This window comes from Pseudomonadota bacterium (genome assembly GCA_026390555.1).
Lineage (GTDB): Bacteria > Bdellovibrionota_C > UBA2361 > UBA2361 > OMII01 > OMII01.
In genome coordinates this window covers 129,518-149,428 of record JAPLFS010000032.1, presented here as the reverse complement: position 1 = coordinate 149,428, position 19,911 = coordinate 129,518, and the positions used below count along the sequence as shown (strand labels likewise).

Genomic DNA, 19,911 nt, shown 5'->3' with positions numbered 1-19,911 from the left:
GGCGGAGCAATCACATCGGCAAACATGGGCACCACAAATGCAAAGTGGTGGCCAAATCAACTCAATGTCAGAGTCCTTCACAACAATCCAGAAGTTGGCGATCCGATGGATCCCGATTTCGATTATGCCAAAGAGTTCAAGTCACTTGATCTCGACGCCGTGGTTAAAGATCTCACCGACTTGATGACAGACTCACAAGACTGGTGGCCAGCTGACTACGGCCATTACGGACCATTCTTTATCCGCATGGCGTGGCACGCGGCTGGTACATATCGTATTCAAGATGGTCGTGGTGGCGGTGGCGCAGGGATGCAACGTTTTGCACCAACCAACTCTTGGCCAGATAACGGCAACCTCGATAAGGCACGACGCCTACTTTGGCCGATTAAGAAAAAGTACGGCAACAAAATTTCCTGGGCCGACCTAATGATCCTCACCGGGCATGTCGCTCTCGAGTCGATGGGTTTCAAATCGTTCGGCTTCGCAGGCGGTCGCTCAGACGTTTACGAATCAGACGACACTTATTGGGGGAAAGAAACAACTTGGCTCGGCGATGAGCGATACTCAGGTGATCGCAAACTTGCGAATCCGTTGGCCGCAGTTCAAATGGGTTTGATCTATGTCAACCCAGAAGGTCCAAACGGTAAGGCCGATCCAGTCGCTTCTGCACGCGACATTCGAGAGACATTTGCACGCATGGCAATGAACGACGAAGAAACCGTCGCACTCGTTGCAGGTGGCCACACATTCGGTAAAGCACACGGTGCTGGAGACCCAAATAAATATGTCGGGCCAGAACCCGAAGCTGCACCAATCCAAACAATGGGTCTTGGTTGGTTGAACTCAATGAATTCAGGTCGTGGTGTAGACACAATTACCAGTGGTATCGAAGGCGCTTGGACAACCAACCCGACCCAGTGGGATAACGAATATTTCAAAATTCTGCTTGAGAATGAATGGGAGTTAACCAAGAGCCCAGCAGGTGCACAGCAGTGGATACCAAAAGGTGGAGCGATGGCTGGCACTGTGCCAGATGCGCATGATTCTTCACGAACTCATGCACCAATCATGACGACAGCAGATCTCGCGCTGAAGTTTGATCCTGCGTACCTCAAGATCTCGAAAGATTTCTATGCAAACCCTGACAAGTTTGCCGATGCTTTTGCGCGCGCCTGGTTCAAACTTAATCACCGCGACATGGGGCCAAAGGCCCGCTACTTGGGCAACTTAGTGCCAAAGGAAGATCTGATTTGGCAAGATCCAGTTCCGAAGCCAGGCAAAGTGCCGACGGCAATAGATGTTGCAAATCTGAAGAAGAAAATCCTAGCAAGTGGGCTTTCGATTTCAGAGCTTGTCTTTACCGCATGGGCATCGGCTTCAACTTTCCGAGGCACAGACAAGCGTGGCGGTGCAAACGGCTCACGCATTCGTTTAGCACCTCAGAAAAACTGGGAAGCAAACAACACAACCGAACTAGCGAAGGCTCTCGAAATCTATGAAGCGCTGAGCACAGAAACGGGATTCTCGATTGCAGACCTGATTGTTCTTGGCGGAAACGCAGCAGTTGAAAAGGCTGCGCAAGACGCCGGAGTAACCGTTGAAGTGGCGTTCTTGCCAGGTCGCGGCGATGCAAAGGCCGAACAGACCGATGCTGATTCCTTCGCAGTGCTAGAACCAACTTTTGATGGTTTCCGCAACTACATGCGTACTGGGCACGCTCAGACAACAGAGCAGTTGTTGCTCGAGAAGGCTAGCCTACTCACACTTAGTGCTCCAGAAATGACAGTACTGGTCGGTGGCTTGAGGGCGTTGAATGCCAACTACAACCGTTCAAATCATGGTGTATTCACCAAGACGCCGGGCGTTCTTAGTAACGACTTCTTTGTCGCGCTGACTGACATCAACATTGAGTGGCATCCAACAGACAAATCCGAAGAGTTGTTTGAGGGTCGCGATCGCAAGACTGGCAAAGTCGTCTGGACAGGTACACGCAACGACTTGATTTTTGGATCAAACTCGCAATTGCGTGCAATCTCAGAGGTCTACGCTCAAAACGATGCGAAAGCAAAGTTCGTGCGCGATTTCGCTGCGGCATGGACGAAGGTGATGAATCTCGACCGCTTCGACAAATAAAGAAGCAGCGTTAAAAACTGTAGATCATTGGTACGGGGTCACTTCTGGTCCACTATCCCAAAGTTGATCGATACCTCTACTTCGCAGGCTACCAAGGAACTTTCCTCCTGTGACTCTTGCAAGCTGTCACCTAATGACTTCTAAGGGCCGCTTTATTTCCTTGATGACGGAATGGGGGGGATGAGTAGCTGTTAAGCTATTTTGGGCTAGGTAGCTTTTCCTCTCGTGTTCTGCTGGCAGGTTGAAAACGGTAATCTGGGTCGATAAAAAACAACATCCCCACAACCTCCCCCCACCTAAGTGGCTCTGTTGTAATGTCGCTACGACAGATCAGATACTTGCAGAAAGTAAATTGATCTTACTATCCTTAATTTCTAGCCCTTTTTAGCGGGTTTTCTTTTATAGAGCACAGCCAGTACTAAAAGGCTCATAACATCTTCTACAGGTATAGTCAGTGCCAAGGATCGCCGTATGCAACTTCCACCACCAGAAAAGGTGCCAGTGCCCCCTGCTATAGTTAAAAAAGCGGAGGATTACTCAGTGACTGCTCAGCGTGAGCAGAGGCATTTATGGAAGGCTTTTAACGACTCCCTTACACGAACAGAGGGGCAGTATGCGAACGATAGAGCGTTCCGTGGTAGTGAGGATCAGCTCGGACTCGATGTGACATTTCTCATCTATCGGCTTCAGAGCGGTAAGAAAGAACCCTCTCCTCGTCTCGATCTAGTCGCGCAGTTTTCTTCGTTCTCACGCGAGGAGATCTTCAAAAAAGCGGTGCAGCAGGATTTACGGGAGGACGTTGTTACCCTTGAAAGGAGGCGCGACGAGATAACCAAAAAGAGTGCTGTCGTAGCGATTGAGTATAGTATTGAATACCTAGAGAGAGAGCTGCAGCCGGGGCTCGAAGAGGAGCGCAAGCTCGCGACCTCAATCGAGCGAATCTTAAAAGATCCTTCCGTTGCACGCGAGTTAAAAACCGAGGAGGACAGGCAGGCTGCCGTTTGCGTGCTTAAAAAGCGTCTCAATACAGTACGTGATGAATTGACAAACGATGCGTGCGAGATCGCCTTACAGAGGCACCACCTGGAGGAGGCGAAAGGGTTATCCGCGCGGCTTGAAAGTACGGAGAGGAGCCGTCTTGGCCCGATCGATGAGGAAATAGCTGCCCTCAACAAGCTCATTAATAAGGCGCCGCCAATCACCATTCGAGATTTAATTCCTACGGAAAAGATACCCGAGTTTCTGAAAGTATGGGCAAAACTTGAAAGTCCTGGGCTCTTTATTCGCGAAGCGCACGCTGAGAGTGGAAAGGTATCTGTGGCCTCTTTTGGATTGGATGCGCGGGGCGTTGGTCGGTCAACAAGCTCTATATTTCTCTTTGACAAGAGCGGTATCACGCTATCGTACGCGAAGTTTGCTCCGCGGCTTGTGGAGAACAACTCGCCCCAAGTTCTTATTACGGAGCCCGACTTCTCAAAATTTGAGACGCCGAGCTCTCAAACTGCTCCACAGGGAGATCTCGCACTCATCACCAGGGCAGCGACTACGGCAGAGCATGAAGCACTTACTCTTTCATCGGGCAGCGTTGAAATTCACTCATTAAACGGAGCGCTCATAAAGGTTGGTCACATCCGTAGTCTCTCGGTGCAGCTCTTTGGGTCTCCTGTAATCGATATGACCAGGTCTGCCGGGGAGGACCAAACGAGTGTGAGGCTGGACTGCGATAAGGGCACTGGAACCGCGCCGCTCGTGTTGCTCTATGCTGAGATTCCTACCGTTACGGTTGAGGACCCATTGTTTCGCGATCAGGTTTCGGTAACCGTTGGAGATGGGCTAATAGAGCTGGGTGGCGTGCATTCGCTGCCGGTTGAATTGCACGTTGTAAAGGGTAGTGATCGTGTCGTTAAAATTCCCCTTACGCGCCCAGGTGTCGAGAACAAAGAGTTTAATTCAGCTAAAGCTATCCGAGCTAGGATCCTAGAAGCCTTGAAGTAAGGGTCACCGGATATTTTAAAGTAGATCGTAGATCATTGGTACGGAGTCACTTCTGGCCCATTATCCCAAATTCATTAATATCCCTACAGCTTTATTTCCTCAATGACGGGATAGGGGATGTGTAGCTGCCAAGCTATTTTGGGCTACATAGCTTTTTCTCTCGTGCTCTGCTGGCATATTGAAACGGTAGTCTGGGTCGATAAAAACAACATCCATACAGCATTCGGCCACTTAAGGGGCACTAATATAATGTCGCTACTACAGATCGGCTACCTACGGAAAGTGAATTGATCTTCGCAGCCCTGAACAAAATTCTTACAAATCCCTAACTCATATTAACTATCTCTAGACATTTCCACGGTAGATAGTCCGGGTATGCAGACTACCGCCGACTCAACTTTTCTTGATTCAAGGTCACTCGACAAAGTCAGCGATGTTGATCGTAAGGAGCGAATGGGGAAAGTTGTAGAGACTTTATCCAATTTCACTTTGCCACGCATCGACTTTAATCAGCTGTTGCAAGAGCAGCTGCTGAAAGCAAGGGAGCTCAAGTCGCGAATTCTTGCGCCGCTGACGTTAGGTGAACGTTTTTTGAATCTAATCGAAGGTCCATGGGCGCCGGCGTCGCAGGATCTTCCTGATCGGCGCGACCAGTCCGTTCCAAGTCAGGAACGAACTCCTTTCCGAAAGCCTTTTAAGGACGGGGTGGACTTATCCTCTCGGCAGGCTATTAAACGAAATGTAGGCTTAAGCGAGCATAGGTGGCCTCTTACTCGTTGGAGTTCGGTTTACGAGTATGATGTTCCAATTCAAAAGCTGCCGAACGATCTTCACGGATTAACTATTCTTCATCTCTCTGACATTCATTTCTTAAAAGGTTGTGCACGGCCGTGCGAAGAGCTTGCCCAAGTCGCCAAGTTCCTGGAATCAGGAAAGAGAAGGATAGATTTAATTTTACTATCGGGCGACGTTGTTACTCGCTCGCCAGAGGACCTGAACAAAGAGGCCTTGCGACAACTTCATCGGATGAGTGATGTGTGCCCCCAGTCGTTTATGGTGTACGGGAACCATGACTATCACGGGCATATGCCAGCGATTATTAGCAAGCAACTGGAGGAAGTGGGGTTTAATGACATCAATAATCATCACGTTAGTTTAAAAATTGGAAGATCCTCCCTCAATATTATTGGAGTTGACGACGCATATTTCGGAGATCCGATTCCACCAAAAACAATAGATAAAGATGCTATTAACATCGTCCTGACTCATAATCTCGACGCTATTCGAGGGGATTTTCCAGCCGATATCGACCTCATCCTCTCGGGCCATACGCATTGGGGAGAGCTAAAGATATTTGATGGCGCAAGTCTCATGCGTATGTGGGGATACTGCGACAACATAAATGGACATACCAAACAGTGGGACGTTTTGAGTAATCGAACTCTTTCTTTTGTTCATCCCGGCCTAGCTAGGTACTACGTGCCTTTTAGAGGGCTGCGGCACCCACCCGGAGTAGCGATACACTCCCTTTACGCCGCTCCTCCGGTGGGTGCAGTCTAAAAGGAGGATAGATGCTCGGTGTTCAAAAGATATCCGACACGGTAGCAAATCGAGTGTTCTCTTGGGTTCATCGCAACAATCTGGTGTACAACACCTGTTGGGAGGATCCCGCGATTGATAGGGTTGCATTAGATCTTTCAGAAAAGGATCGCCTGCTCGTTATAAGTAGCGCGGGCTGCAATGCCTTGGACTACCTCCTGGCAGGGTGTGGGGAGGTGCATGCTGTTGACATGAACTTTATCCAAAATGCGCTATTGGAATTAAAGCGGGCCGCTGCCATGACCCTAGAGTACTCTGATTTCGAGATGTTTTTTGGTCACGGGAGGCATGATCGAGCGCTAACCGTGTATCAGAGCATCCTTCGTCCGATGTTAAGCCAAGGCGCGCGCGCGTATTGGGACAAATATATTTATTTCTTTAGCGGGACCGGCTGGCGCGATTCATTCTATTATCGTGGATGCTCGGGGTTTCTCGCGAAGTTCCTCTTAACGAATCTCTTTCGAGTTAAGGCTCTTCAAAAACCTCTTGAAGACCTCGTTAACGCCGATTCTTTAGCGAAGCAATCACAGATCTATTACGATGAGATCAAGCCCCGATTGTGGACCCGATGGATAGAGTGGTTGATTAGCCGCGATCTAACCATGAATCTAATGGGAGTTCCGCGCGCCCAAAAAGAGCAGATGACTATGCAGTATCCCGGAGGAGTCCCGAAGTATATCGAGAATAGTTTAGAAACAGTTCTCACGAAACTTCGATTCAGAGATAATTACTTTTATAGGGTATACATGGAAGGGCGGTACCCGCACGATTGCCGACCTGAGTATGTGAAAGAGGGTAATTTCGATCTACTTAAGCGGCGGGTCTCCGACCTTCACATCCACACTGGAACGGTCGCCAAAATCCTTGAAGAGACCGACCTTCGGTTCTCTCGGTTCGTACTCCTTGATCATATGGATTGGATAAGTACTCATAAGCCTCAAGAGCTAGTTCGTGAGTGGAACGCCATACTCTTTCAGGCCACGTCGAAGGCGCGGGTAATTTATCGTAGCGCCGCCCTCGACGTAACATACCTCGACCACCTGGCTGTTGACTTCTTAGGTTCCCGTTATCCTTTAGGGGGGCTCCTTCTCCAGCAGCGTGATCTTGCCAATTCTCTGCACCCCTCTGACCGGGTTCATACTTACGCAAGCTTTCACATAGTGGATTTACCAGAGAAATGAACACAAGCGTTTTATTTCACGAGTGTAAAACCTTATTGCAACTTACTCTCCCGAAGAGATACGGAGATAGTCAGAGTGACAGGCTGGACACGTTCTATGCCAAGCAGAGTGTTACCTACGACGTTTTTCGAGATCGCCTCCTGCATGGGCGTGAGCAGTTGATGCGGGCCATCCCAATGCCAGTTAACGGAACTCTCGTTGATATGGGGGGAGGGACCGGGCGAAATATAGAGTGGCTCGGAGAGCGATTGGAGTCAGCGGCCTCTGTGACCGTCGTTGATTTATGCTCGTCACTACTACATATCGCGGACCAACGTATTAGGAGCAAGGGATGGCAAAATGTAAAAACACGACTCGCTGATGTGACAACATACGCTCCGGCTGAAGGCCTTGTTGACGCCGTTACCTTTTCGTACTCACTTACCATGGTACCGAATTGGTTTGATGCCGTAGAAAATGCCTACGCCATGCTGAAGCCAGGAGGTTATATTGGAGTCGTTGATTTTTATGTATCTGATAAGTGGCCAAACGATGGGATGGTTCGGCATTCCGGATTTTACAGGAATTTCTGGCCCGCGTGGTTTGGCTACAGCAACGTCTTTCTCAACCCGGACCACCTCACGTACCTAGGTCGTCTCTTTGAGATGGTTCGGCTCGACGAACGGAAGGGTAAAGTACCGTACCTTCCGGGCCTAAAAGCCCCATATTACCTGTTTGTGGGAAGAAAGCCGCTTTTAGTCTGATCAGAGCTGCAGGTCCTTTTCTTCTTTCCTGAAGATTCGACCAGGTTGGATAGGTAACCTTGCTTCAAAGAGAACCTGCTGGCGGCACTCTCAGCGCCGCATCACAGATAGTTTGCAGCGTACCGAAATAACCAACAAAAACAATAATTCCTACAGGCTCATCCGGGTTTCGAGTGGGTAGTAGTACCCATTTATGTGTTAATTACTGTTTGTTTGCACAAGGTTAGTGGCAGATTGACATGCGAGAGTTTGAACATAGGAAGATCGAATACCTCTTTGCGAGCATTTGATCCGAGGCAGAGCCTCACCCCTTAGTGAGCGCTGCTCGGAGTACTCTCTTATACTAAAGGGTGAATAGTTACTTAAAGTTACAAATATAAAAAAAACTCGGAACAGATTTTGCACTCTCATGCTACCTTCCCTTTCCCTAAGAGCTTAAAAGTTTGCTTCACCCCCGGGTAAGGCGAGACTCCTGCTTGAAACAAGTCTCTTAAAGGCCCGATGATTGAACTCGGTATAGTAGACCTTAGCGCATCAGCTCGTAGGCATCTCGCCTCGCTCGTTGAACGTTGGGCCTGGGTTTCACCAGAAAGCCGAGTTTCTACCCCACGCGTATCCCTACACCTACTCTCTCCAGAGGAGGTTCGATTCCACGGAGCGCTGGATGTGTGCGTTGTTGGACCGGAGCTAATCGCATGCGACGCAGCATACATTACGACCCTTCGGCAGGAGCTAAGCGATAAACTAATTCTGTGTGTTGTTGATTCTCGTACCTATTCCTTCGGTACAATAGAGCAGCTAGGCCGTCTCGGAGTCGATGATGTCCTAGTCGATACCGCAACGAGCGATGAGTTCTTTAGGCGCCTTGTGCTTCTACAGAGGCGCATGCGACACAAAAAACGGGGACGCCTGATTGTCGTTGACTCAGCTCGCGGAGGTGTAGGAGTTACCTTTGTTGCCGCCGGTTTGGCAGAGGGCTGGGTTTCGAAGAAGGAGCGGGTATGTATCGTTGATTGCGACGTTATGTCGCACGATCTAACGCGCTTTTTGCGGGTCAAGCCGCATGTAAACGAGCCGCTACGTATCCTTATAGAGCAACAACGGGTTGTAACGAGTGAGACAGTTGCAGAGTGCGCGCGTGAGGTTTGGGCAGATGAGTCGCGCCTAATGTGTGTCCCACCACCGGCTGGAAGCGATGATTCGGTCTTAGTTAGTCCGCAGGCATCGAGGGCTTTTATCGCGGTGCTTGAAACCCTGACAACTCTGCACGATAAGGTTATTGTCGATGCCTCCTCACTGCTTGCAGCAGCGCGACACTCACTCTATCAGGCGGCCAATGAGGTTGTTTTCGTTATTAATCGCGATCCGGCCGGAGCTTTTGCCAGCCGACAGGCGCTCTCAGTTGTAGCGGGATACCTAAGACCTGAATCACAATTAAAGGTCGTACTAAATGATAGCGGGGGTGTTTCGGCATCAAGTACTCTCTTTAAACGTGAGGTGATCTCCGTTGTAGGGCGCTCCTTTGAGTGTTACGCCGTGCCGCACTCCGCACGTGCTGCGCGTTGGCCGTGCAGTGGGCACACCCCATATAGATTTCTCCGTCGGCATCTCTCATCAATGCTTGTAGATCCAGAACTGAGCGGTAGTGCACAGCACACCGCGCAGGATGGGGCCTTAGAGCGTGGTTGGGTGATGTGTAGAGAGCTCGGACGAACTTTCGTCAAGAGCCTCTGGCGGGGGAGAAAGGGGGAGGCAGCTCTGACATCAGGACGGCAGGTAGGAGCAAGTACTAGGTCATACAACTCACTTACTCTTGGATTCACCGAGAATCTTTTAGAGCAGGGAGAGCTTGTATCAAAACCGGTTTTGCTCGGATAGCTGCTGCGCATTAAGCGCGGCGTTTCTGGTGTTGGGCGTTAGGAGAGATACTTAATATAATTGCGCACGTTCGGGGTGCCCACGACTAGGGAGTAAATGATGGTAAAGGCAATTGCAACGGCGATGTTAAAGGTACTAGTAGCGGCACAGGTAAAGGTAAATCAGGAGCGTGGTTACACGTTGCTTGAGTATTGTGCTGGTGCGGCCATTATCACAGGCATTTTGTGGACCTCGCTAAGCGCTCTCGGAGGCAATCTTAATACGCTGCTTACCGCCGTTGGTGGTTGGGCGACGACCAGAGCTGGCGAGGTAGTGCAGTAGTCTTAACTCTAGTCTTAAACTCAGGAGGTAGATCGTGGTTGCTCGTGTATCTCGCTCAGACTTGCGGCGCTATTCAGCTGCCGGAACGGTGCTTGGCTTCGTTGTATTCGGAGCTGGCCTGGTCGGTGCTGCCTTTGTAGCAGGCAGGGGACAATCATCTGAGTTGAGGGACGAGCGGCCACGCGCCTTTGTGCCTGAGTTTAATGTCGTGGAGGTGCCGGTACCGGAGCGCCCGGTACCGGCAGGCATATTTATGCGCGATGTTGCTATCAGGTTTGAGAAATATCCGGAGCACCAGTTGCCACGCGGAGCTGTGCGCAAGCTAGATGATATTAAGGATAGCGTTGCTCTTGTGGCGCTTCCAGGCGGGCTGCCGATCCTAAGCGAAAACATCGGCTCAACCGATGAGGCTACGAATCCCGTTATTGGGCGCATTCCGCCCGGGATGCGAGCCATGACGGTGCGAGTTGATGCAACGGCGGCGGTCGAGGGTTGGGCTCGCAGCGGCTCGGTTGTCGATGTGCTATTGATCGAAAAAAATCGCACTACAGTTGTTGCCGAGCAGGTTAAGGTTATATCGGCCGAGCGCTCGCTAGCACCCATGGATGCCTCTGGAACCGCGCCCATACCGAGCACTGTAACGTTGCTCGTTACTCAGGAGCAGTGTCTTGCAATCAACACCGCCGTGCCGATGGGTAAGATCGCCTTCGCTCTGCGCAGTAACCGCGACTCAGGGAGCTGGCGTGATACACACTTCTCCTCAGAGGACCTGGAGGAACCAGGCGCCGCTAACGAGAACCTGAAGGTTCAGGGAGTTGTTTTAGTTGGAGAGGGGGATGATGCGCGCCGCTTTGCACTGATTAACGGAAGTTGGCTGCCTGCAGATGAGTTGCCGGCCGGATTTCTGCTCGGACAGGGGCATAGGTGAGTATGAGTATGCCAGGCGATGCGCAGGCACCAAGCACCCCAGCGCTTTCTCCGGTGCTCTCGCACGTATTAAGCGAGGTGCGCCGAGCCACTGCATGGCAACGGGATGGGGATGCAGCGATCGATCTCGCTGCAAATGTCTCCGAGGTAGCTGCGCGCATCGGCATTGAGCTATCAAGTTTTGAGCGTGATGAGGTTCTGACGCACCTTGAGGGGGATGTTCGTACCTTCGGTATCCTACAGCCCCTAATAGATGACCCCCGGATCTCTGATATTATTATCTCAAGTTGCAGCAAGATAGCTGTTCAGCAGGGACGGCGCAGCATTCGCACCCAGCTAAGATTCTCCGATCAGCGGGCATACGAAGCGTACGTTGAAAAGCTGCTGCATCGAGCCGGAACTTCCTACTCAACTAAGCAACCGATAGCAGACGGCATGGTGGGCTCCCTAGTGCGGATACACGCTGTGCATCGCTCGCTATGCGAGGAGGGTCCATATCTTACGATTCGAATTAATAGGTTTACCTCCGTTAGCGTTAATGACCTGGTGCAGGCCGGACTCGCTCCGCAACCGGTTATGGATTATCTGGCGGCCATTATAGGGATCGGACGAACGATCCTGGTGGTAGGGGAGGTGGGCACCGGCAAGACCACCCTAGCACGAGCGCTTGCAGCTACGATTCCACACGATGAGTCTGTACTTGTAATTGAGGACACCCCTGAGATCAGACTAGATCATCCGCATGTGCGTTACATGACCACCCGCGAAGAGAATCTTGAGGGCACCGGCCGGGTCTCTCCCGCGCAATGTATTCGCGCCGGCATGCGTATGGCGATGAACCGCATTATATTTGGTGAGATCCGTGATTCAGAGGCGGCTGAAGCGTTCGTGGACGTATGCGCTTCCGGTCACTCCGGACTCTCAACGTTACACGGGCGTAGCGCGCTCGATGCTGTTACCCGTCTTGAGCTCTTTCTAGCGCGCGCACAACGTAGCGCAGACAGAGCGCTACTGGGAGCGCAGGTAGTTACGGCGGTGCAGATCGTTGTTGTCGTAGACGTTTGCAGGGCCACCGGCCAACGCCGCATCGTAGAAGTGCGTGAACTCGGCCCCGTTGCCGATGGGGTTCTGCGACAACGGGAGATCTTTGCCTACAGGATTATAAACGGACAGCCAGCATGGGTGGTTGCAGGTAGAATTAGCGCCTTTAGGGATAAGCTTGAGAAGCCCCCATTTAATTTTGTCTTTTCCTCCCTCGGTGAAACGCTCGATCTACCGGTTGAGGTTTCATACCGTGAGGCGGCGAAATCTTTAAAGAGGTAATGAGTAAGCAGTGCTAAGATCTCGAGACCGCTCCATCATACAAACCCTTGTAAGCTCCTTCGGGAGTTATCGCAGGGAGCCGCAGGTCACGCTGCGCCCGAGTGCTCGGAGCTCTTATGCGCGCATCTTAGCGCAGGCAGATATGCAGCCTGCGCTAATTCTTCGCTACTGCGGCGTAGTTGTAATCGGCGCCGTTATCTGTGGTCTGTTTATAGGGTGGCTCAGCAGTGTTCCTGCGCTTATCACCGGATGCTTAGCGATCGTAATGGCGGTCAGACGCAGAGCTCGACAACGGTCGGATGAGTTAGAGCGAGACCTGCCCGCACTCTTAACCTCTGTGGCATCCTCGGTGCGGGCAGGTATAGATCCCCTTTCAGCGCTCGCGGCTGCAGAGGAGTTCTTTCCGCCAACCTCGACCATAGCGCGTGAATTAGGACGCTTTAACAGGGATCTTGTCGCCGGAGCAGATGAAGAGGTTCTGGTGCGAGACCTTATGAGTAGTATCGCAAATCCAGATCTGGAGCTCTTTAAACGGTGCCTGACACTCTCTAGGCGGCACGGTACATCGTTAGCTGATCCGCTGCACCGTATCGTCAGAGTCGTGCGCCAGCGCCAATCGTTTCGAAGAAAAACGCGCGCGGCACTCGCTATGCACCGCATGTCCGCGATCGGCATAGCATTCTGCGCAACCGCTATAGGCGGTATTCAAGCGGTGATGAACGGAGCTGGGATTACCATAGCGTGGGCGCATCCAATTGGTAGTAAGTTAATGATTGGCGGCGTGTGTTTAATCTCTCTGGGCGTAGTCTGGATGATGTCTATGGGCAAAGAAGAGAAGCTATAAATGATTCCACAGACTATTTCATTCTGGTTCTGTTTGCTCGTAATCGTATCGGGCGCGTTGCTTTGTGCCTGGTCTTATCGAATAGCCATAACGCAAGGGATCGCTACCGAGTTACTATCTGAAGCCAAGCCAGTAGTCGCTAAGCGCAGGCCGCCCCATACAACGCAAACAAAATACCCCGCTAAGCGCTACTATGCTTGGGTGGTTGGGGCTTGTATATTTATTACTGGGCGCCTACTGATCGGCGCTAATTCTGGTATTGCAGAGCTGCTCTACGTAGCGCTTGGAGCACTAGCCGGCGAGATGTTCTTTAGGGTGCGCGCACAGGGCCAGCGTGAAAAACAGATCAGACGAATTGAGTTTCATCTTCCGACCGCGATGGAGCGGGTTGTAATGGCGGTTGGAGCAGGTCTCGACGTTATACCGGCTCTGGCTGAGGCTAGTCGCCAGAGCAGCGATCCTGTTTCAATGCTTATGGCGCAGGTAGTAGAGCTCTCCGATGCTGGAATGCCGGTTGAAGACGCATTTTCTACCGTCTCAGGGCAGGCGCTGAGCCCCTCCTTGCGACACGCCTTCGTTCATCTAGGGCTTGCCTACAGGCAGGGGGGCGAGATCGTGCGACCCCTTAGAGAGCTCAGTGACGCCACGCAGGTGCAGTATCAGGAATCAATAGAGGAGCAGATAGCGAAGTTGCCGGTTAAGGCGGTCCTACCCTTAGTGCTGACCTTTGCTGGGCTGATCGTATGCTTTTTAACGGTGCCCCTTATGCAGGTCGGGTCTATTACAGCGAGGGTGGCCCATGTCGCGCAGCAACAACAGTAACAACAGGGGCTCGGTCTCGCTCCTATTTATAGTGGTAGTACTTCCACTCCTATTATTATTCTCGTGCCTTGGTATAGAGCTGACCCAATTCTTCGGTGTGCATGATGATATTCAACAGGTCGTCGATAACGACACCAGGGCCAGCCTCACCAAGCGCTTATCAGCGAGCGATACTCAAGGGATGATACGAACGCACCTCAATCGATTAAGTAACTTCGTTGAGATAGAGAAGGTTACTACCACAAAGACCGTACTACAGAGCCAGACGAGGGTAGAGGCCAGATACCGCGGGATATTTGGCGAGCTATTTGAAAGGTTAAGTGGCAAAAAATTTACTGTTCTACCGGTTCGTGTTAGCGCACGGGTACGCAAGGTGGACTCGGCGACGCTAATCGTTCTCGATCGAACGGTGCTCGATGCTGCTGAGGGATGTAGCGATGCTAAGCTAAAGGCTTTGCAAACCTTCGTTGACGCCCTAACCCAGAGTCTTCTAGCTGCGGGCTCAAAACAGGTAAGCGTTGCAGTTGTGCCGGGGGATGCGTATGCGGTGCAGGTCTTGGACCCGGCATGGAGTGGAGACTTTTTAAAGCATTGTAGGGATCGTAACGCAGATCTTCCCTTTGATACGGCGAGCTTGTCCGGCAGCGCAGCAAGTTATCTTTCGGAAGAGGTTGCACATGGGGTTGTTGAGGCGGCGCGCGCTACGCTTTTTTCAATTACAGCCGAAGCGAGAGCGGTTGTGTTCATTCAACAGGGGGGCAATCCGGCGAGCTATGCGCATGCGCGCACCATCTTTACGGTCCTCGACGAAAAACTAAGAGGGATGCTGGCCAAGGTTATAGGAATTCATCTCCTGATTGACTCCGATGGAATGGAGCAGACGCCAGATGTGTCAGTTGTACCGGGTCAGGAAGCTTATGGGGTAGCACTAAGATCAATAACGACCACCACCCAGGAGATAGCAGGCCCGCTACTTATGGCGGCCGTTGTAGGCCGAATTGGTGAGAAAACTGTACTTGTATTTTAAGGTGTGTAGAGCATGCGGCTCAGATCTGAAAACGGAATAGCGGTACTGGAAGCGGCTGTGTGGAGCAGCGTCCTGCTGCCCTGCTTTATTTTTGCCGCCTCACTCGGCATCTTTGTGCACGATCAGAGGATCGTAAGCATCCTACCCGAGGCGCTCCTGAGAGAGAGCGCTGCGCCGGGGCTACGCTGGGTCTCTGATGGGAGCGGCGGAAGTTTTAATGTTGATAACGTTGAGCTTGAACGGATCGTTACAACGATGGCCGTAAGCGGAAGAGCAGAGGCCAGGGCGAACGTCTTTCACGCCGAACAGATCTCATCGCGCGCCTGTTACTGGGTATATGGGGTGCGGGCTGACACAGGATTGGTAGGAACCCGGGAACTCGAATCGTGCCAATCACAGGGAGCTATAGCTCTAACGGATGTTCTTAACGGGATGCTTACTCAAGCGCTAAAGGGTCGTATCGGAGTGCCGATTGAAGGCTCTAATCTGAGCGCAGGCTACGTAGAGCGTATCGTGTTGATAGGTGTTGCGATCGGAGGAGAATTCTCACACGTTCATACCTTATTTGAAAAACAGCAGATCGAATTTGCACATGTGTCTTTTCCACGAAGAGAGGTAACCCTATGAAGCGTATCCTGACAGCGTTTAAGAACGTGCGGCTGAGAGGAAAAAAGAGCGAGGATACTAAACGGCTGCCATCCCTTGTTAAGGCCATGCGAAGCCTAGTTTCCGGCTCAGTTATGCGCGAAGTAGTTGCGTCCTCGCACGATAGAAGGCAGTGGGGAGTACTTGCAGCGGCCTGGGTTGGAGTTAGCGAGCGTGAGTTTATAGGCGCAGCGGCGCGTGAGATGGGGCTTGAGTTTGAGGAGCACGTTGTTGCGCCAGATCTGACTGGCTTTGGAACGGAGGCGCGCGCCATCCTTGCGGCCTTACGCAAAGCGGGCGTAAGTGTTGTTATAGAGCAATCTGCGGCAGCGCGCTTTGTGGCGGTAGATCCAGCGGAGGTGCGCGCGTTAGCGCTCTATGATGGTTCTCAGGAGATCTCAATTGCACCCTGGTCCGAGATCGCTAAGGCGCTCGATGCTGCCGAGCGGGTCATCGCTGAGGGTGAGGCGAACGCAGACTTTATGTCCAGCAAGAAGCAGGATGAGATCAGCGCCAAGGTGATAGAGATCCTGGTGCGCGAAGCGGCGCTGCACGGCGCGCAAGCAGTAGAGTTAATAACTAACGACGAGAAAACGCGCTATCAATTTACAACTCCGCAGGGGAAAACAGGGGTAGGTTCAATTAATCGCGAAGCGCTCCAACACCTCCTGCGTCATCTACATCTGCAGGAGGGAACAACTAAGGCCATCTCGCAACGTGAGGTCTTTATCCGCTCACTTGGAAACGCTGCAAATTTTAGACTCTCCTGGGGCGCTAACAGTGATGAGAGGCAGGTGACACTTCCTGCCCCGCGGCAAGAGGACGTGTTACCGGCACCTCTAGCGCGGAGTGCGGCGCAAGTAGTGCCGATAAAAGTAGCAGAGGCTCCAGCTTTGAGCGTAGTAGTTGAAAAGAGTGTCGCTATACCGATCCTCGTTATAGATGATAATCCCATGTTTTGTAGGGTAATAGAGCGGTTGCTTAAACGGGATGGGTTCGATCCCTGCTTTGCAGAGAACGGCTCCGTTGCTTTAGAGAAGCTCGCAAGCTCAACGGCCTTTCGTCCCAAAGCTATTATCTGCGACCTACATATGCCGTTAATGAACGGCAAGGACTTTCTGCAGCGGGTTAAGAGCGATGAGCGCTTCTCTTCTATTCCGGTAGTAATGTTGACCTCTGATGAGGATGTAGAGGCAGAGTTAAGTCTGCTTAGTAGCGGTGCTGCAGCCTTTCTCTCTAAGTCCAAGGACCCGCGTGTGCTGAGCGCGCAGATCCAGAAACTAACCAGGGGTGGCGTATTGCAAGAGGCCGCATGATAGAACGGTGTGGAGCAGCCCTTGGGCGTGCGCTCGCGCACTGTAGCGTGACGAATACGACATCTATGGAGCAGCTGCTTGAACGGATGGCGTGGGAGCTTGGACATGTAGTGCCGCAACAGTTCGCAGCACTTGCTATTATATTCAGACGCACGGATGGTTCCGCTATGGTTGGACGAGCGCAGCCGCAATTGGCGCTGCCAACTGAAACGTTGCTTGGGCTCCTAGTTGAGGAGGGCGGGCGAGAGCTTACCTATCGTGTTAGGGATCACGCCCTGGATTCCGCCAGGTTTATAGATGCGCGCTACAGAAGCTCCATATTAGTGCGGCTACCGTTACCACCATCAATTGAAGTAGCCGGAGAAGCCGCGCTGTGGATAGGTCTTGTTAGCTCCGCTACAGCAGGGCACGTAGAGGATGCGCGTCAAATTGGAAGGACGATATCAGAGTGGTTCGCTACCTATGCGCCGGTGTTGCAGACCTTGGCTGAGCAGAGTACGGCACTTAATAGAGCTAAAATGCAGCTACGAGAGGCTTCATCGATAGCGCACGATGCCAGAGCTCCGCTGGGGGCTATTAAGCTCCTTGTTGCTGAGAATTCTCGCTTAGACAGCACCTCTCAGGGGGATCTTCCCGTTGTGCTAGCCGAGCTCGACTACCTAGAGGAGCTGCTTTCACGCTGCTCGCCGAACGCCCTTAATGCAGGCGCGGAGCGGCAGGGCCATAGTGAGCTGTGTAGCGTTATCGCGCAGGTGGTGCGGCGCTTCGGTCCGGAGCTAAGCCAGAGCTCACTCTCAATAACGGTTGATACACCAACTACTCCGATACCGTGCTGTATCTCAGAGCTCGACTGTGCACGGGTGCTGACCAATATACTTAGTAACGCTATTCGCCATTCCGAGCAGGGGGTTATTAGGATTGAGGTTCTAGAGGATGTAAAAGCGGGCCATGTGCAGATTGCAATTAAGGATAACGGCCCCGGATTTCCTAAGTCTGTACTTGATCAGTTCGTAGCAAGAACACAGGGGAACATAGCGCAAGAGACCATAGCGGCGGCGGTTGGGTGGGGCCTCGGCCTTACCTCATCCAGACAACGGGTTGAGCAGAGCGGCGGCACTATGCGGCTGCTAAGTAACGAGCAGGGTGGCGCTATCGTAGAAGTAACTCTTCGAAGGCTGGGAGCCTTCTCCGCAGCCACGGTGGGGATGCAATCTAAGGGGCGCGCCGCCAACTCCGGCTCTAAGCTTTCATATGCTAGTAATCTGATTATTATCGATGACTGTCCAGACCAGAGCGCTTCGCTAGCGCGGGTGCTCGCAACGCGCGGAGTTTCGGTGAGATCCTTTACCTCGGTTGAGGGCGCGATGGGAGAGATCGTAGCGCATGAAAGCTGGCGCATACTGTGTGATGCTCATATGCCGGACGGCGGGGCAGAGCGCTTGTTACGCACGTTGCGGCAGAGCCGGATGAAACGCAGGGTTGGCGTGGTGAGTGGAGAGTCTTGCGACGATCTACTTTACAGCCTAGCAGCGCTCGGTGCAGAGGCATTTTTTCTTAAGCCGCTCGATCTGAATGAATTTGATCTGTGGCTGGCGCCAGAGATTTTAGAGCGCGCATCTCTAGCTATACAGGCCTTGTAAGACGGGTGTCGATCGGAGCCCCAAGTAGCGGTGGGAGCTCCGGGTGTGGCTGTCTGCCGCCCTGTGATGGGACGAGCTGTTGTTTCGAATCCTGAATCTGTTTCTGGAGCTGCATCAGCGCATCAAGAACGGTCTCAGGACGTGGTGGACAGCCGGGTATATACATATCAACCGGGAGGATCTTATCGATCCCAGCAACCGTAGTGTAGTTATCGTAGAAACCACCTGAGGAGGCGCACGCACCGAACGCGATCACCCACTTCGGCTCGGTCATCTGCTCGTATACCCGCAGCAACACAGGGGCCAACTTGTGGTTTACCGTGCCAACCACCCAGAGTAGGTCTGCTTGACGGGGGGTAAAGCGGGGCAGCGCAGCTCCGAACCTATCGGCGTCGTAGTGCGAGCAATTAACGGCCATAAACTCCATTCCGCAGCAGGCGGTTACGAAGGGATATGAAAAGAGGGAGTACTTGCGGGCCCAGCCGAGGGCGCTCTCAAGGGTGGTGGTGAGGAAGCCGGATTGATCGGGTGCTTGTATCATAACGTCTATAATACTGGGTTCCTGTAAAGATCGCTACCGCCAGATAAGCTAATGATCTATTTAAATAAACTTGATAGACTGCCACTTTATAGGAACCTCAAGGGCTTACCCCCTATGAATACACCCCCTGCGATGACCCCCCAACAGGAGCAGCTCTCCGATACATCGAGATCGGCCTTTGAGCTCTATCGGCGGCTAGCGGTGGGGGATGCCTCACTCCTGCACCTAATAAGCTACGAGCTTATTCAGGGGCTCTTTGCAAATCTGCCCGGACTGCCCGGACTCGCCGCGCGCTCTATATTATATCCGCACCTGTTTAAGGGGTGTGGGCGTCGCCCAGCCTTTGGCCGGGGCGTTACGATACGTGTCCCGAAGCAGATCTCAATTGGGGAGGGGGTTCTTATTGATGATTATGCGGCGCTCGATGTGCGCGGCGCACAGGGCTCAATCGAGCTGCATGACAGGGTAAGCATCGGGCGCTTTACTACTGTAGCGGCTAAAGGTGGCGCGATAACTATCGGTGCCGGCTGCAACGTTGGCTCGTACTGCCGAGTTGCAACGAACTCACGGGTTGAGCTGGGCGAGAGCGTTTTAATTGGGGCTTATTGTTACATCGGACCAGGCAATCACAGCGAGGGCGTTGATGGAGCAGCCCTAATCTCAGCACCGATGCAGATCCAGGGCGGGGTTAAGATTGGCGAGCACGCTTGGCTCGGTGCGCGCGCAACGGTGCTAGATGGTGTCACTATAGGGAAGCACGCAATCATCGGAGCGCACTCGCTTGTTATGGAGGATGTGCCGGATTGGGGGGTTGCTGTTGGCACTCCAGCTAGAGTTATAAAGGTGCGGACCCCGTAGTCAGGGGGCTCATCACCGCAAGCTGGATAGCCCTTCTCTGTTTTGTGGCCTTTTTTGTTTTGCGGCCTTTTTATTTTGTGGTGGTGTGTTTAGGTATCTAGAGAGCTTTTGCGTACCC

General features: G+C 52.3%; 17 protein-coding genes. 16 read left to right on the top strand and 1 reads right to left on the bottom strand.

The window, feature by feature from the left end; all coding sequences use genetic code 11:
* The 15 genes from katG to NTV65_04280 all read left to right on the top strand — a co-directional run.
* Positions 1-2,133: catalase/peroxidase HPI (katG, locus tag NTV65_04350; GenBank protein ID MCX6114435.1), on the top strand; the 2,133-nt coding region annotated here is incomplete at its 5' end.
* 471 nt (positions 2,134-2,604) lie between these two features.
* A complete protein-coding gene (locus tag NTV65_04345; GenBank protein ID MCX6114434.1) occupies positions 2,605-4,128 on the top strand; it encodes a hypothetical protein in 1,524 nt (507 codons plus the stop codon).
* Between the two features lie 375 nt (positions 4,129-4,503).
* Positions 4,504-5,688, top strand: a complete 1,185-nt coding sequence (locus NTV65_04340) for a metallophosphoesterase (protein ID MCX6114433.1) — start codon at positions 4,504-4,506, stop codon at positions 5,686-5,688.
* 11 nt (positions 5,689-5,699) lie between these two features.
* A complete protein-coding gene (locus NTV65_04335; GenBank protein ID MCX6114432.1) occupies positions 5,700-6,908 on the top strand; it encodes a BtaA family protein in 1,209 nt (402 codons plus the stop codon).
* Positions 6,905-7,651, top strand: coding sequence for a class I SAM-dependent methyltransferase (locus NTV65_04330; GenBank protein ID MCX6114431.1), 747 nt, complete (start codon positions 6,905-6,907; stop codon positions 7,649-7,651). Before NTV65_04335 ends, NTV65_04330 begins: the two co-directional genes overlap by 4 nt.
* A 501-nt stretch (positions 7,652-8,152) precedes the next feature.
* Complete coding sequence (locus NTV65_04325; GenBank protein ID MCX6114430.1) at positions 8,153-9,529, top strand: hypothetical protein; 1,377 nt, start codon at positions 8,153-8,155, stop codon at positions 9,527-9,529.
* 96 nt (positions 9,530-9,625) lie between these two features.
* Positions 9,626-9,850: a hypothetical protein gene (locus NTV65_04320; GenBank protein MCX6114429.1), complete on the top strand. Its 225-nt coding sequence runs from the start codon at positions 9,626-9,628 to the stop codon at positions 9,848-9,850.
* A 34-nt stretch (positions 9,851-9,884) separates the two neighbouring features.
* The gene (cpaB, locus tag NTV65_04315) at positions 9,885-10,778 is read left to right on the top strand and encodes a Flp pilus assembly protein CpaB (GenBank protein MCX6114428.1); all 894 of its coding nucleotides are present in this window, start codon (positions 9,885-9,887) and stop codon (positions 10,776-10,778) included.
* Between the two features lie 2 nt (positions 10,779-10,780).
* On the top strand, positions 10,781-12,100 hold the full coding sequence (locus NTV65_04310) for an ATPase, T2SS/T4P/T4SS family (GenBank protein ID MCX6114427.1): 1,320 nt from the start codon (positions 10,781-10,783) through the stop codon (positions 12,098-12,100).
* Between the two features lie 10 nt (positions 12,101-12,110).
* Positions 12,111-12,944, top strand: coding sequence for a type II secretion system F family protein (locus NTV65_04305; GenBank protein MCX6114426.1), 834 nt, complete (start codon positions 12,111-12,113; stop codon positions 12,942-12,944).
* Positions 12,945-13,766 carry a type II secretion system F family protein gene (locus NTV65_04300; protein ID MCX6114425.1) on the top strand — a complete coding sequence of 274 codons (822 nt, stop codon included), beginning with the start codon at positions 12,945-12,947 and terminating at the stop codon, positions 13,764-13,766.
* Positions 13,744-14,793, top strand: coding sequence for a hypothetical protein (locus tag NTV65_04295; GenBank protein ID MCX6114424.1), 1,050 nt, complete (start codon positions 13,744-13,746; stop codon positions 14,791-14,793). The genes NTV65_04300 and NTV65_04295 overlap by 23 nt, the downstream gene beginning before the upstream one ends.
* 12 nt (positions 14,794-14,805) lie before the next feature.
* Positions 14,806-15,420 carry a hypothetical protein gene (locus NTV65_04290; protein MCX6114423.1) on the top strand — a complete coding sequence of 205 codons (615 nt, stop codon included), beginning with the start codon at positions 14,806-14,808 and terminating at the stop codon, positions 15,418-15,420.
* The gene (locus NTV65_04285) at positions 15,417-16,754 is read left to right on the top strand and encodes a response regulator (protein ID MCX6114422.1); all 1,338 of its coding nucleotides are present in this window, start codon (positions 15,417-15,419) and stop codon (positions 16,752-16,754) included. The genes NTV65_04290 and NTV65_04285 overlap by 4 nt, the downstream gene beginning before the upstream one ends.
* Positions 16,751-18,394: a hybrid sensor histidine kinase/response regulator gene (locus tag NTV65_04280; protein MCX6114421.1), complete on the top strand. Its 1,644-nt coding sequence runs from the start codon at positions 16,751-16,753 to the stop codon at positions 18,392-18,394. The genes NTV65_04285 and NTV65_04280 overlap by 4 nt, the downstream gene beginning before the upstream one ends.
* Here the strand turns inward: NTV65_04280 and NTV65_04275 are convergent.
* Positions 18,378-18,935, bottom strand: a complete 558-nt coding sequence (locus tag NTV65_04275; GenBank protein ID MCX6114420.1) for an NADH-quinone oxidoreductase subunit B — start codon at positions 18,933-18,935, stop codon at positions 18,378-18,380. The genes NTV65_04280 and NTV65_04275 overlap by 17 nt on opposite strands.
* Before the next feature lie 114 nt (positions 18,936-19,049).
* Here NTV65_04275 and NTV65_04270 point away from each other — a divergent pair, with 114 nt between their 5' ends.
* Entirely contained in the window at positions 19,050-19,793 is a 744-nt protein-coding gene (locus NTV65_04270; protein ID MCX6114419.1) for an acyltransferase, read from the top strand.
* Positions 19,794-19,911 lie beyond the last annotated feature (118 nt).